This window comes from Kitasatospora sp. NPDC052896, assembly GCF_044547075.1.
GTDB lineage: Bacteria > Actinomycetota > Actinomycetes > Streptomycetales > Streptomycetaceae > Kitasatospora.
Map to the genome: position 1 here is coordinate 39,696 of NZ_JBITZU010000023.1, position 13,508 is coordinate 53,203.

The 13,508-nt window shown below is 73.3% G+C and carries 11 protein-coding genes; 6 read left to right on the forward strand and 5 right to left on the reverse strand.

Features of this window, described 5'->3' with window-relative positions; translation table 11 throughout:
* Positions 1–45 precede the first annotated feature (45 nt).
* The gene (locus tag ACIGXM_RS30140; protein ID WP_396566391.1) at positions 46–1,479 is read right to left on the reverse strand and encodes a selenium-binding protein SBP56-related protein; all 1,434 of its coding nucleotides are present in this window, start codon (positions 1,477–1,479) and stop codon (positions 46–48) included.
* A gap of 308 nt (positions 1,480–1,787) precedes the next feature.
* Here ACIGXM_RS30140 and ACIGXM_RS30145 point away from each other — a divergent pair, with 308 nt between their 5' ends.
* The gene (locus tag ACIGXM_RS30145; protein WP_396566393.1) at positions 1,788–3,575 is read left to right on the forward strand and encodes a protein kinase; all 1,788 of its coding nucleotides are present in this window, start codon (positions 1,788–1,790) and stop codon (positions 3,573–3,575) included.
* A 128-nt stretch (positions 3,576–3,703) separates the two neighbouring features.
* A complete protein-coding gene (locus ACIGXM_RS30150) occupies positions 3,704–4,369 on the forward strand; it encodes a hypothetical protein (RefSeq protein ID WP_396566395.1) in 666 nt (221 codons plus the stop codon).
* A 28-nt stretch (positions 4,370–4,397) separates the two neighbouring features.
* Here the strand turns inward: ACIGXM_RS30150 and ACIGXM_RS30155 are convergent, their stop codons facing one another.
* Complete coding sequence (locus tag ACIGXM_RS30155; RefSeq protein ID WP_396566397.1) at positions 4,398–5,180, reverse strand: maleylpyruvate isomerase family mycothiol-dependent enzyme; 783 nt, start codon at positions 5,178–5,180, stop codon at positions 4,398–4,400.
* A gap of 142 nt (positions 5,181–5,322) precedes the next feature.
* On the opposite strand from ACIGXM_RS30155, the gene ACIGXM_RS30160 reads away from it, so the two are divergent.
* On the forward strand, positions 5,323–6,189 hold the full coding sequence (locus tag ACIGXM_RS30160) for an SAM-dependent methyltransferase (protein WP_396566398.1): 867 nt from the start codon (positions 5,323–5,325) through the stop codon (positions 6,187–6,189).
* A gap of 179 nt (positions 6,190–6,368) precedes the next feature.
* On the opposite strand, the gene ACIGXM_RS30165 is transcribed toward ACIGXM_RS30160, so the two are convergent.
* Positions 6,369–7,763: an NAD(P)/FAD-dependent oxidoreductase gene (locus ACIGXM_RS30165; protein WP_396566400.1), complete on the reverse strand. Its 1,395-nt coding sequence runs from the start codon at positions 7,761–7,763 to the stop codon at positions 6,369–6,371.
* Positions 7,764–8,048: 285 nt separating this feature from the next.
* Between ACIGXM_RS30165 and ACIGXM_RS30170 the strand changes: the two genes are divergently transcribed.
* On the forward strand, positions 8,049–8,750 hold the full coding sequence (locus ACIGXM_RS30170) for a TetR/AcrR family transcriptional regulator (RefSeq protein ID WP_396566402.1): 702 nt from the start codon (positions 8,049–8,051) through the stop codon (positions 8,748–8,750).
* A gap of 91 nt (positions 8,751–8,841) precedes the next feature.
* Complete coding sequence (locus tag ACIGXM_RS30175; protein WP_396566404.1) at positions 8,842–9,198, forward strand: cupin domain-containing protein; 357 nt, start codon at positions 8,842–8,844, stop codon at positions 9,196–9,198.
* A 52-nt stretch (positions 9,199–9,250) separates the two neighbouring features.
* On the opposite strand, the gene ACIGXM_RS30180 is transcribed toward ACIGXM_RS30175, so the two are convergent.
* Together ACIGXM_RS30180 and ACIGXM_RS30185 are read right to left on the reverse strand one after the other, a co-directional pair.
* Positions 9,251–10,735 carry an APC family permease gene (locus tag ACIGXM_RS30180; RefSeq protein WP_396566405.1) on the reverse strand — a complete coding sequence of 495 codons (1,485 nt, stop codon included), beginning with the start codon at positions 10,733–10,735 and terminating at the stop codon, positions 9,251–9,253.
* A gap of 299 nt (positions 10,736–11,034) precedes the next feature.
* A complete protein-coding gene (locus ACIGXM_RS30185) occupies positions 11,035–12,069 on the reverse strand; it encodes a bile acid:sodium symporter family protein (protein WP_396566407.1) in 1,035 nt (344 codons plus the stop codon).
* A gap of 144 nt (positions 12,070–12,213) precedes the next feature.
* On the opposite strand from ACIGXM_RS30185, the gene ACIGXM_RS30190 reads away from it, so the two are divergent.
* Complete coding sequence (locus ACIGXM_RS30190; RefSeq protein WP_396566409.1) at positions 12,214–13,107, forward strand: LysR substrate-binding domain-containing protein; 894 nt, start codon at positions 12,214–12,216, stop codon at positions 13,105–13,107.
* Positions 13,108–13,508 lie beyond the last annotated feature (401 nt).

Below are 13,508 nucleotides of genomic sequence, written 5' to 3' on the forward strand. Positions count from 1 at the left end.
GCGTGTCGCCGGCCCGGACGGCGTATAAGACCGACCGGCCGTGGGTCAGCGGAAGCAGTACGAGTCGGAGGACGCGTCGCCGCCGGACAGGTGGGTCTGGTGCACCCGCAGCCCCCGGAACTCCTCGCCGTGCGGGAAGAACCGCGGGTCGACGGTGAGCCCGCCGGCGGTGGTGTCGGCGTCGAGCTTGATCATCCAGGGCTCGATGCCGTCGGGGTAGAACTGGTCGTCCCAGGAACCGTAGAGCGAGTTGGTCAGGTACAGCCGCCGCCCGTCCCGGCTGAGCTCGACCATCTGCGGGCCGCCGGTCAGCGGGACGCCGGGCGCGCCCGGGTGCGGGGCCCGTTCGGTGATGCCGCCCAGCCGCACCGAGCCGGTCCGCCGCGGGTGGAACGGGTCGGAGACGTCGTACTGGAACAGCTCGCCGGTGCCCCAGGCCGAGACGTACAGCCAGCGGTCGTCGACCGAGAGGTTGATGTCGGTGATCAACGGCGGTACCGCGCCGAAGGGTTGCAGCGCGGGTGGCAGCTCCTCGGACTTGGCGGGCTCGGCCGGGATCTCGATCACCTTGCGCGCGGCGAAGGCCGAGCCCTCCCGGTACCAGAGCCAGACCGAGGCGGAGAGGTCCAGCACGCTCGTCACCACCCCGACGAACCCCCACTGCTGCTCCGGGTCGTGCGCGGGCCGCAGTTCCAGCACCATCTGGTGCTCGTCGCCGAGGTCCAGCCGCTGCAGGTGCCGCCCGGAGTCCAACTCCCAGAAGTGCAGGGCGTGCCCGTAGGCACGGCCCAGCAGCAGATCGGGCACGACGCCCTCCTCGACCATCGCCGGGGTGCCCCACTCGCTGGTGATCCCGACGTTGGCGCCGAGGTGCCACCACACGTCGTAGGCGAGGTGCTGCGGCCCCCGGTCGGTCTCCCAGGCCCGCAGCACCTCGAAGGTGTCGTGGTCGAGCAGCGCCACCCCGCCGGGCCCGTCCGCGCCGTCCGCGCCGCCGAGGCAGGAGAGGAAGACGCCGTCGGGGCCGCAGTGCAGGGTGTGCGGGCGCGAGTAGCCGGCCCTGGCGGCCAGCTCCTCGGCGCTCACCACCTTCACCAACCGCGGTCGGACGGGGTCGGGTCGGGTGTCCAGCACGTGCAGCCGCGAGGAGCGCAGGCCGGGCAGCAGCAGGTAGCGGCGCTCGGGGTCCTGGTGGCAGGCGTGAGCCAGCGCGCTGGAGCAGGCGTTCCAGCCGAAGTGGTGCAACTCGTCACCCAGGGTGGGGAGTTCGGTGAGGTTCAGGACCCGGCCGTAGCTGGGCGAGGCGGGGTCGGTGTCGACCGTGATCAGGGCGTCCGGCCGGCGGGCGGAGCGGTCGAAGCCGGCCACGTAGGCGAGCTTCTCCGGCGGCGCGGCGACGGCCTCCGCGGGTGTCCGGTACAGCGTGGGATCGCTGTGGGTGCGGGTGCGGTCGTGGGCGGGCTGGTCGGCAGCGGACATGGCGACTCCACAACTCGGTGACGGTGACCGGTCGTCAGGAGCAACAACCGTCCGGGCAGCCTTCCACGGGACCAGGGGCGCACAGCAGGCGCACGAGGGCGGCTCGGGGATCACTGAACCGGGCGGTTCCCACGGGAGGTTGAGGAAGTGTACGAATCACCCGAATCGTGACCTTCGATCCCGCGCACGCCGCAACCTCGGGACCTGGCGTGCGCGTCGAAGCCAGCGCCGCAGGTGCTGCGGCAGCCACGGGAGCCGATCCTCCCGGCCGCCGACCGGCGGTGCACCCTCCTCGAGAAAGACGCGCGATGAACGGCAACGGCCCGACCGAGGGCACCCCGGCCACCGCCGGCGGCCCGTGGACGCTGCCCGGCTACACCCACGAGCGAGAACTCGGCTCGGGCGCGAGCGGGCGGGTGCTGCTGGCCCGGCACGACACCACCGGCACCCCGGTGGCCGTCAAGTACCTGAGCGACGCGGTCGGCGACACCACCGCCTTCCGGACCGAGGCCACCCTCCTCGGCGACCTCCGCTCCCCGTACGTCGCCGAACTGTACGAGTACGTCGAGAGCGCGCACGGCGCGGCCATCGTGATGGAGCTGGTGGACGGCATCGCGCTGCGCACCCTGCTGCGCCAGGAGGGCGCCACCGGCCCCGAGGCGGCGCTGGCGGTGCTCAAGGGCTCGCTGCTCGGGCTGGCCGCCGCGCACGCCGCCGGGGTGGTGCACCGCGACTACAAGCCGGGCAACGTGCTGATCGCGGCGGACGGCAGCTCCAAGCTGGTCGACTTCGGCATCGCGGTGCGCAGCGGCGACACCCCGGGGATCGCCGGCACCCCCGTCTACATGGCACCCGAGCAGTGGACCGGCGCCCCGGCCTCGCCGTCCGCCGACGTGTACGCGGCGACGGCGACCTTCTTCGAGTGCCTGACCGGGGCCAAGCCCTACTCCGGGGACACCCTCGTCGAGCTGGCCGTGCAGCACACCGAGGCGCCGATCCCCGCCGAGCTGGCCCCGGAGGCGGTGCGCTCGCTGATCCGCAGCGGGCTGGCCAAGTCGCCGGCGGACCGGCCGCAGAGCGCGGCGGCCCTGGTGGAGGAGCTGGAGCGGGTGGCCGGCGCGGCCTACGGCGCGGACTGGGAGGAGCGCGGGCGGCGGACGCTCGCGGCGGTGGTGGCGCTGCTGCCGTTGCTGCTGCCGTCGGCGGGCGGTGCCGCGGCGGGCAGCACCTCGCTGGCGACCACCACGCTCGCCGGGACGACGGTGGCGCCGTCGGGCGCGGTCGGCGCGGTCCGGCGGCGGCCGCGGCTGGGGCGGCGGGCCAGGGTGCTGACCGGCACGGTGGCGGTGGGTGTGCTGGCCGGGACGTCGGCCACCATCGCGGTCGCGGACGGCGCGGCCGGGGCGAGCGGGTCGGCCTCGGTCGCCCCGGCCGCGCAGGTGACCACGCTGCTCGCGCCGTCGACGGATCCGGGGACGGCATCGCCCTCGCCCTCGGCGTCGCCCTCGGCCTCCGCGTCGGTATCGGCGTCCGCGAGTGCCGCACCGAGCGCGACGGCGGCCGTCTCGCCGACCGCGACGGCCGCTCGCTCGGCCGTCGCGGTGGCCACCAAGTCGCCGCAGCCAGCAGTCAGTTCGCCGGTGGCGACGGTCGCCGCCGGACCGACCGGCAGCGCCCCGGCGCCCAGCGCGTCAGCCCCTCCCGCCAGCCCGCCGCCGGCCGCGCCGTCGTCCCCGGCCGCGCCCCCGTCGTCGGCCGCCGGGCACGTGCTCTCTGTGAGCATCGACGGCTACGGGTGCGCCGGGCCGTACGGCGCCACGGTGTCGGTGACGGTCCGTACGGACGGCGGTGCGGGCACGGCGCTCGCGCTCAGCTGGGTCGACGGCGGGCGCGGCGGCCGGGCCGACGTGGTGGGCACCCAGGTCGTCAACCTGCAGCCCGGCCAGACGCAGTTGACCGGCCGCTTCACGCACTTCTTCGGGTACGGGGACGATGCTCCCTTCTGGGGCGTAGCTGTCGCGACCAGCCCGACCGCCGACGCCGGCCAGGGCTCGTACCAGCAGATCCCCTCCTACCTGTGCAACCCGCCCCGCTGAACCAAAGAGAGAACATGACGTCACCACAGGAGTCGCCACTCCAGGAACCGGCGGAGAGCACCGCTGTCGTGTCGGTCCGGGGGCTGGTGCCCCGGCAGGCAACCGCGCGGGATGCCGAACCACCCAGTATGGCAGGACAGTTGGAGTCCGACAGTGCGACGCTGCTCGACGACGAGGTGTGGGGGACCCCGGCCGACCCCGAGACCACCAGGGCCACGCTGCTCGACGACGAGGCCTGGCCGACCCCGGTCACGGCCGGCCTCGTCGAGGGGGAGTTGCGGCGCTTCGGCCCGGGCGTCCCGGTGGTCGTCGCTGCCGTCCCGGTGGCCGCGGCGGCGGTCTGGCACGGGACGGCCAAGCCCGGGGAGTCGTCGGAGCCGGCGGCGGTGGGCCCCGGTCGGCGAGCCCGACGCTTCAGGTGGTTGCCGCTCCTGCTGCTGCCGCTCGGACTGGCCGGCTACCTGGTCTGGCAGCAGGACGCCCCGCCGCTCGCCGTCACCGGCGTCTCGGTGCGCACCGATCCCGCCGGCCCGGGTTGCGACGGCACCGCGGTGATCACCGGCACGCTCCACACCGACGGCCGCGCGGGGACGGTCGCCTACCGCTGGCGCCGGAGCGACGGCACCGTCTCCGCCGACCTCGACCAGCCGGTCCCGCAAGGGAGTCACGACACCGATGTGGTGCTCCGCTGGACCTTCGACGGCAGGGGGACGCTGCCGGCCACCGCGACCCTGGAGATCCTCGCGCCGACCCAGCGGTCGACGACGGCCTCGCTCACCTACACCTGCCGGTGAGCCGGCCGCCGCCGGCCGAATCAGCGGATCAGAACTTCGAGTTGGTGAACCAGAGCGCCAACAGCTCCTCGTCACCGAGGAGTTCGAAGTGCTCCGAGGTCCGGTCCAGTCGCCCGTACAGGAGCAGCAGCAGGTCGGCGGCGGCGCCCCGGACGGTCGCGTCGGCGGGCCCGCCCTTCGGGTCGAGCCCGAAGCCGTCCGGGCCCAGCCGGACCAGCCAGTCGCCCTCGCCGTCCGTGCGGCTGAAGCGGATGGTCCGGTCGGTGCCGCGCAGCTTCGCCGTGCCGGGGGCGAAGAAGGCGGCGAACGGCAGGTTGACCAGGAACTCGTCCACGCCGTCCCGGGCGAGGGCCGGGTCGATCTCCGGCCGCCGGCCCAGGGCGAGTTCCGCGTCGGCGCGGTGCACCAGGGTCTCGCACAGCATCCGGCGCACCCAGAACCGGGCGTGCTGGTCGGCGCCCCAGGCCCACATCGGGGCGTCCGGGTCGACGGAGGCGAACACCTCGGCGGCCTCGGCCGCGGCGGTCCGCAGCCAGTCGGGGTAGCCGGCCGGCTCGGCCGGGAGCTTCAGGTCCACCTCGCGGCTGGTCGGGCGCTCCTGGACGCGCTGGCGCAGCAGCACCGAGAACCAGCGCTGCACGCTGCCGGTGTGCACGACCAGGTCGGCGAGCGTCCAGTCCGGGCAGCTGGGGATCGGGGTGGTGAGGTCGGCGGACTCGGCCAGCGCGGCCAGCCGGGCGGTCTCGGTCGCGACGGCCGCGCGGTGATCGACCGGGGGCGTCCCGGATGCCGAGGGGTACGTGCTGCTCATGGTGTGTTGCCTTCCTGATGGGCCGGGGCGGGGTCGCTGCTCGCAGGAGGCCAACCGTAACCTGACGGACCGCCCTGACCGGTGGCACCCGCTCCGCTACGATCGCCGGTGAAACGGCATCAGACTTCGAAGGGGGACCGGCATGCAGGACGACGCGGCGCTGGGCGAGACGCTCACGGGCGATTGGCAGTGGGCCCGGACCGACGACTGGCAACCGCCGAGCGAACTGGCCGTCGATGTCCCGCACCCGGCCCGGATGTACGACTACTACCTCGGCGGCAAGGACAACTTCGCGGCGGATCGGGAGGCCGCCGAGAGGATCATCGCCGCGGTCCCGCACGCCCGCCTCGGAGCGCGGATCAACCGGGAGTTCCTCGGCCGCGCGGTGGCCTACGCGGCCGAGCGCGGTGTCCGGCAGTTCCTGGACATCGGTACCGGCATCCCGGCGGTGGGCAGCACCAGCGAGGTCGCCCAGCGGGTCGCGCCGGACGCCCGGGTGGTGTACGTGGACAACGACCCGATCGTGCTCACCCACGCCCGGGCGCTGCTGGCCAACCACCCGGTCGGCTACACCACGGTGATCCAGGCCGACCTGCGGGACCCGGCCGCCATCCTCGACGACCCGGGGCTGCGGCAGGCGATCGACCTGTCCCAGCCGGTGGCGCTGATGCTGGTCGCGGTGCTGCACTTCATCCGCGACGAGGAGGGCGCCGCCGAGGTGGTCGCCCGGCTGCGGGAGGCGCTCGCGCCCGGCAGCCTGCTGATCCTCTCGCACGGCAGCCAGGACTTCCTGACCCCGGCCGTGGTGGAGGCCATGACCCGGGTCTACAGCACGGCGAGCGCGCCCGCGGTGCTGCGCGACCGGGCCGCGGTGGCCGGGTTCTTCGGTGACTTCGAGCTGCTGGAGCCCGGCCTGGTGCAGCTGCCGCTGTGGCGGACCGAGGGCGAGGCGCTGCCGGATGGCTGGCGGGAGGTCTCGGCCTACGCGGGCGTCGCGGTCAAGCCGTGAGACGGTGGGGGGGGGGGGGGGGGGGGGGGGCGGGCCCCCCCCCCCCCCGGGGGGGGGGGGGGGGGGGGGGGGGGGGGGCGGGGGGGGGGGGGGGGGGGGGGGGGGGGCGGGGGGGGGGGGGGCGGCCCGGCGGGGGGGGGGGGGGGGCGGGGGCGCCCCCCCCCCCCCCCCCACCCGCTTCAGCTGTCGAAGCCGAGACCCAGCCGGTCCATCGTCCGCAGCCACAGGTTGCGCCGCCCGTCGTTGCGGTCGGCCCGGTCGAGCGACCACCGGGTCAGCTCGATCCCGGCCCAGCGCACCGGCTCCGGTGGGAACGGCAGCGGCTTGCGGCGCACCATCTCCAGTGCTGTCCGCTCGGTCCGCCGCCCGGCCAGCAGGTCGAGCATCACCTCGGCGCCGAACCGGGTGGCCCCCACCCCGAGCCCGGTGTAGCCGGCCGCGTAGGCGACCCGGCCCCGGTGCGCGGTGTCGAAGAAGGCGGAGAACCGGGTGCAGGTGTCGATCGCGCCACCCCAGGCGTGGGTGAAGCGCAGGCCCGCCAGCTGCGGGAAGGTCCGGAAGAAGTGGGTGGCCAGCGTCTGGTAGGTCTGCGGCCGCTGGTCGTGCTCGGCGCGCACCCGGCCACCGTAGTGGTAGACGGCGTCGTAGCCACCCCAGAGGATCCGGTTGTCCGCCGACAGCCGGAAGTAGTGGAACTGGTTGGCGCTGTCGCCCAGCCCCTGCCGGTTCCGCCAGCCGATCGAGGCGAGTTGCTCGGCGTCGAGCGGCTCGGTCATCAGCGCGTAGTCGTACACCGGCACGGTGTAAAGCCGGGCCCGCCGGACCAGTGCCGGGAAGGCGTTGGTGCCGAGCGCCACCCGGCGCGCGAGGATCCGGCCGTACGGCGTGCGGACCGCCATCCCGGGGCCGCTCTCGGCGAGCGCGGTGGCCCGGGTGTGCTCGAAGATCCGCACGCCCTGGTCCAGGCAGGCCTGCTTGAGCCCCCAGGCGAGCTTGGCCGGGTTCACCATGGCGACGCCGTCCTTGTCCCAGAGCCCGCCGAGGAAGGTGGGGGAGTTGACCTCGGCGCGGATCTGGTCGGTGTCCAGCACGGCGTAGTCGCCGCCGAACCGGGCCGCGAGCTCGGCGACCTCCCGCAGCTCCTCGACCTGGTAGGGCTCGGTCGCGACGTCGATCTCGCCGGTGCGCTCCCAGTCGCAGTCGATGCCGTAGCGCTTGACGCTGTCCTCGATCGACTGCAGGTTCCGGGCGCCGAGCCGTTCCAGCCGGTCCAGCTCGCCCGGCCAGCGTTGCTGCCCGTTGCCGAGGCCGTGGGTCAGGCTGGCCGCGCAGAAGCCGCCGTTGCGTCCGGAGGCCGCCCAGCCGACCTCGTGCCCCTCGATCAGCACCACGTCGAGCGCGGGGTCGCGTTCCTTGGCGATCAGCGCGGTCCACAGGCCGCTGTAGCCGCCGCCGACCACCAGTAGGTCGCAGCGGACGTCCCCGACCAGCGCGGAGTGCGGCTCCGGCCGCCCGGGGTCGTCCAGCCAGAACGGGGTGGGCTTGGCGTCCTGCAGGGAGCGGGCGGGATCCATGGGTGGCTTCCTTCTGTGCACAGGAGGGCGCGGGGGATGGGGGTGTCGCGGCGGCGGGGGTGAGCCGCGCGGGTCGGCGGGCGAAGTGGCACACCGTGGGGGAGGCGGTCGGTACCCCGGTCCGTACGGTCCCTCGGCGGCGGGGACGGCCGGGTTGGCGGAGCCCGGCGGCGGACGTGCGGCTGCGATGAGCGCCATCAGACATCCGGGGCCGGGACAATGTCAATGGCGTTGTCATAAGCTGCCGCCACGGGAGCAATTCGGACAATCGGACCGGAGGGTGATGTGGGAGCGGAGTCACGGATACCGCGGGACCGGCGGCGCAGCCGGCCGACCCGCGCGGGGACGATCCTCTCCGACCAGCTGATCGTCGAGACGGCGATCCGCCTGATGGGCCAGCACGGCGCGGCGGCGCTGACGGTCCGCCGGCTGGGCGCCGCGCTCGGCGCCGACCCGTCCTCGATCTACCGGTACTTCCGCAGCACCGACGACCTGATGCTGGCCGTCGCGGACGAGCTGATCGGCCGCAGCCTGGCGGGCTTCGAGCCCAGCGCGGACTGGCGGCTGACCCTGCGCGACCTGGGTCTGCGGCTGCACGCGGTCAGCCTCGCCCACCCGCACGTCGCGGTGCTCTCCGCCACCCGGGTGACCCGGCGTCCGCACGAGATCCGGACGGTGGAGCTCGGCCTCGGGGCGCTGCGCTCGGCCGGGTTCGAGCCCGACGCGGCCGCCCACCACTACCACTGCTTCGTCGACCTGGTGCTGGGCTTCGCAGCCCTGGACGCGGGCTTCGAGACCCTGCCGCCGGAGGCCGCGCGGGCCGACGACGAGGCCTGGGCCTCGACCTACGGCAGGCTTCCGGCCGAGCGCTTCCCGCACATCGCGGCCTGTGCGCGGGGCCTCCAGCGGAGCATGGCGGTCTCCGCCTTCCCCAGCACCCTGGACCTGTTCCTGGGCGCGCTGGCCGAGCTCGCCCCGGTGGACTAGCCCGGCCGGGCTTACGACCTGTCAGCCCAGCCGGCCGGAACGAAACACTGTGGCGCCTCCGGCTCCGAGCGGGAGTGGATAGCGTCGGATCATGACCAACAGTTACGCGCTGCACGTGCCCGACCTCCACCTCGATCCGGAGCCGCTGGACCCGTCGCAGGTGGTCTCCGGCGACCCCCGGGTCACCGGAAAGGTGCTCTGGGAGTCCGCGGACGGCCGGGAGCTGCGCGGGGTCTGGCAGATCACGCCGGGCGTGGTGACGGACACCGAGGCCGACGAGCTGTTCGTGGTGCTCAGTGGCCGGGCCACCGTCGAGATCGCGGACGGCCCCACCCTGGAGGTCGGCCCCGGGGACCTGGCCCGCCTGCACGCGGGCGACCGTACGGTCTGGACGGTGCACGAGACCCTCCGGAAGGTCTACACGATCACCCTGGGCGCGGAGGACTGACCTGCCTCCGGGGCCGGCTTGGCGGCCCCGCCCCGGAGGCGGATCGGCGGACTCAACCGCGCCCGGCCACCTCGGGGTTGAGCGCCTCGTCCAGCCAGCGCGTGTACCCCGGGCTGCCCGGGCTGCGGTCCAGCTCCGGATCGATCCGGGCCTTCCGGGCCCGCCACAGCTCCAGCGGCAGGTAGAGCAGGCAGGAGCCACCGACGATCACCAGGCAGTAGGTGACCGCCTTGGTGCCGTTCGCGGTGTACTGCTGCCAGGCGGCCCAGGAGCAGACGCTCAGCAGGCAGGCCACGATGCCGGCGATGCTGAACCAGCCACCCGGGATCCGGTACGGCCGCGGCAGCGTGGGCTCCTTGATCCGCAGCGCGATCAGCGCGGCGACCTCCAGCAGGATGCCGAGGTTGGTGAGGAAGACGTCGAAGATGACCAGGTTGGTGAAGCTGCTCAGGCAGAACAGCGCGTAGATCACCGAGGAGCCGATGATGGAGACGATCGGCATCCGGTAGCGCCTGGTCTCCTTCGCCACCCAGCGCGGGAAGTAGCCGTCCTGGGCCAGCACGAACGGCAGTCGGGTGTTGGAGGCGAGCAGTGCCGAGAACATCGCGACCGCCGCGAACATCCCGCCGACCGTGACGGCCACCTGGAGCCACGGCCCGGCCAGCACCTTGGCGACGTCGGAGAACGACCCGGTCTGCCAGTTCTTCCAGCCGTGGTCACCGCCCGGGCCGACGGAGAGCGAGCCGATGCCGGGCAGCAGATAGCCGACCATGATCAGCACCACCGCGATGGAGAGCGCCCGGGGCAGGTGCTTGCGCGGGTTCTCCATCTCCCCGGCCACGTTGGAGACACTGTCCCAGCCGGAGTAGTTCCACATCACGATGAACAGCCCGGAGCCGAACGCCTTCGCCATCGACTGGCCGGAACCACTGGTCATCGACCCGATCGGGTTGATGCCGTGGCCGATCAGGTGCGCGATGCCGACGGCGCTGAGGATCACCATCGGGGTCAGGCAGATCAGCGCGAAGACCACCGAGGACTCGCCCACCCAGCCCGCGCCGAGCAGGTTCAGCAGCGTGAAGACCACGATCACCGCGAGACAGATGAACCAGTTCAGGTCGAACTGCAGGTGTCCCAGCGTGAACAGGACGTGCTTGCCGGGCGCCACCGCCCCCACCAGGCTCTGCAGGTAGCTGGTGAAGAGCACGGGATAGAGCGCCATGTCGACGAAGCTGCAGATCCACTGGAGCATTCCCTGCTGGAAGCCCCAGAACTTGCCCAGGCCCTTCTTGACCCAGTGGTAGTAGCCACCCTCGACCGGGATGGTGGTGCCGAGTTCGGCGCAGACCAGGGCGTGCGGCACGCTGTAGATCAGCGGGGTGACGATGATCAGCAGCACGGCCATGCCGGGACCGGAGGTGGAGAAGAGCTGCTCGATCCCGTAGGCGCCGCCGGAGACGCTGAAGAAGATGAGGGCGACCAGGGGCAGCAGCCGCACTCGCCGGGGCGCCGACCAGCGCCGTACCGACTGATCCACGCGTATCGTCGTCAATGGTCACCTCTGTAACGTCGGCTCGCCCGACCTCGGTTGCCGAGGTCGGGCGAGCGGGGCTCGGCCGCTGGGGCAGGACGGCGGTCTGTGCACGCCGGCACCGGCGAAGGACCGTCCGGTGCTTGATCAGCAGTGCCTCTAGAGTCTCGGTCCTGCCCCGGGCCCGCGACAATCAAGCAGAGTGTCAAACGTCCGGAAGTCCGCTTGACACCATGCTCGACGCATATTCTGGGCCATCCGGCGGCCGGCGCACGAGTCGGCGACCTGCGAGGTCCGAACTCCCGTCAGCCGGAGGCCGGTTCGAGGCTCTGGTCGGCCGCGACCGGGGCCGGTCCGGGCTCCTCCGCCGCCGCGGCGGCACCCCAGCGGCGGGCCAGCACGGCGCAGACCATCAGCTGCAGTTGGTGGAAGAGCATCAGTGGCAGCACGATCAGGCCAAGGGACGGGCCGGGGAAGAGCACGGTGGCCATCGGGACACCGGCGGCCAGGCTCTTCTTGGAGCCGCAGAAGACGATCGCCGTCCGGTCCGGCCGGTCGAAGCCGAGCCGGCGGGCGAGCAAGGTGGTCGAGGTCAGGACCACCGCCAGCAGCGCCGCCTCCAGCAGCGCGAGCACCCCGAGCCGGGGCAGCGACACCTGTCCCCAGACACCGCCCACCACGGCCTCGCTGAAGGCGCTGTAGACCACCAGCAGGATCGAGCCGCGGTCCACCAGGCCGAGGATCCGGCGGTGCCGGGTCAGCACGCCGATGATCCAGCGGCGCAGCAACTGGCCCGCCAGGAAGGGGAGCAGCAGCTGTTCGACGATGCCCAGCACCGAACCCGCGCCGATCCCGCCGCCGTGGGTGCTGAGCAGCAGGGCGGCGAGCAGCGGGGTGACCACGATGCCGAACAGGCTGGAGAAGGTCGCGCTGCACACCGCGGCCGCGGTGTTGCCGCGGGCGATCGAGGTGAAGGCGATCGAGGACTGCACGGTGGACGGCAGCAGGCAGAGGAAGAGCAGCCCCTGGTAGAGCTGCTGGGGCAGCAGCGTCGGGACGAACACCCGGCTCGCCACGCCGAGCAGCGGGAAGAGTGCGAAGGTGACGGCGAGGACCAGGCCGTGCAGTCGCCACTGCCGAAGCCCGTCCAGCGCCTCGCGGGCCGACAGCCGCGCCCCGTAGAGGAAGAAGAGCAGCCCGACCGCGCCGACGGCCGCGTCCGAGACGGCTGGTGCCGCCGCTCCTCTGGCGGGGAGCAGCAGGGCCAGGCCCACCGTGCAGAGCAGCGCGGTGATGAAGGGATCCACGGGCAGGCGTCGGGTCGGCTTCGGACCGGGCATGGGTACTCTCCGCGGGCAGGGTTCGGGGTGGAATTCGGGGGTGCTTCGGGTACCCCCAGCCTTGCCGCCGGCCCGCTGATTGTGAATCCCGCTCACTGGACTCACTGCAATCATGAAATATGATAACCGCAGTACAGTGGGAGTGTGTTCGATCCGGTCCAGCTCAGGTCCTTCCTCGCGGTCGCCCAGACCGGCGGGTTCACCCGCGCCGCCCAGCGGCTCGGGCTGCGGCAGTCCACGGTCAGCCAGCACGTCCGGCGGCTGGAGGAGACGACCGAGCGGCGGCTCTTCCACCGGGACACCCACTCCGTGCAGCTCACCGCCGAGGGTGAGGCGATGCTCGGCTTCGCCCGGTCGATCCTCGAGGCGCACGAGCAGGCCGCCGCGTACTTCGCAGGCAGCCCGGTGCGCGGCCGGGTCCGGTTCGGGGCCTCCGAGGACTTCGTGCTGACCGAGCTGCCGCAACTGCTGCGGACCTTCCGGCGTGGTCACCCCGAGGTCGACCTGGAACTGACCGTGGGCCGCAGCGCGGTGCTGTACGAGCAGCTCGCCGACGGCCGGCTCGACCTGGTGCTCGGCAAGCGTTCACCGGACGGGTCGGCGGGCGGGACCGGCCCGGGGCCGGGCCACGCGGCGGACCGGCTGGTCTGGCGCGACCGGCTGGTCTGGATCGGTGCCGAGGACTACCGCCCCGACCGTGGCCAGCCCGTCCCGCTGATCGTCTACCCGCCGCCCAGCATCACCCGGACCCGCGCCCTGGACGTGCTGGACCGGGCCGGACGGCCGTGGCGGATAGCCTGCACCAGCGCGAGCCTTTCCGGCGTGCGGGCCGCCGCGCTGGCCGGCCTGGGCGTGGTGGCCCACGCCCAGGGCATGATCCCGGCCGGGCTGCGCGCCCTGCCGCCGCAGTCCGGGCTGCCCGACCTCGGCGCCACCGAGTTCGTCCTCAGTACCGGCCGCACCACCGCCCGGGGCCCGGCCGCCGCCCTGGCCGACGCGATCCTGGCCGGCGGCGACCGCCTGCACCCGCCGCGCTGACGGCCCCCGCCCGTGGGCCGTGCCGGATCCGCGCCCGGTCCGCGGGTGCGTCGAACGCGGGCCTCCCGGCTGCTCGTTGCGGAAGTGTTCGGATGCGGTGCTCCTCCCGGCCGGACCCGGGCCGGCCGCCCCCCGAACACCAGGACACCACTCCTGACCTCCCGTTCCTCTCCCGTGCCCGGCCCGTTCGCGGACTCCGCCCCTGCCACCGGGCGCACTCCTTGATGGAACCGTAATCAGCCGGAATCGTCCCGGGCTCTTCTCTCCGTCTGGGATATCCGTCTAACTAGGTACCAACACGGGGGGTTGGGATCAGCCGTACCCAGTGAAGGGGGGAGTCCCGAGTGGGACTTCGAAGGTCAAGACGCGCCTGGATCTTGCCAAGCGCAGGTCTGACTGAA

Coding starts and splice junctions, on each gene's coding strand:
- ACIGXM_RS30165 (WP_396566400.1), bottom strand. CDS start 7,763: ATGGATCCCGCCCGCTCCCTGCAGGACGCCAAGCCCACCCCGTTCTGG.
- ACIGXM_RS30160 (WP_396566398.1), top strand. CDS start 5,323: ATGCAGGACGACGCGGCGCTGGGCGAGACGCTCACGGGCGATTGGCAG.
- ACIGXM_RS30145 (WP_396566393.1), top strand. CDS start 1,788: ATGAACGGCAACGGCCCGACCGAGGGCACCCCGGCCACCGCCGGCGGC.
- ACIGXM_RS30175 (WP_396566404.1), top strand. CDS start 8,842: ATGACCAACAGTTACGCGCTGCACGTGCCCGACCTCCACCTCGATCCG.
- ACIGXM_RS30150 (WP_396566395.1), top strand. CDS start 3,704: ATGGCAGGACAGTTGGAGTCCGACAGTGCGACGCTGCTCGACGACGAG.
- ACIGXM_RS30140 (WP_396566391.1), bottom strand. CDS start 1,479: ATGTCCGCTGCCGACCAGCCCGCCCACGACCGCACCCGCACCCACAGC.
- ACIGXM_RS30185 (WP_396566407.1), bottom strand. CDS start 12,069: ATGCCCGGTCCGAAGCCGACCCGACGCCTGCCCGTGGATCCCTTCATC.
- ACIGXM_RS30155 (WP_396566397.1), bottom strand. CDS start 5,180: ATGAGCAGCACGTACCCCTCGGCATCCGGGACGCCCCCGGTCGATCAC.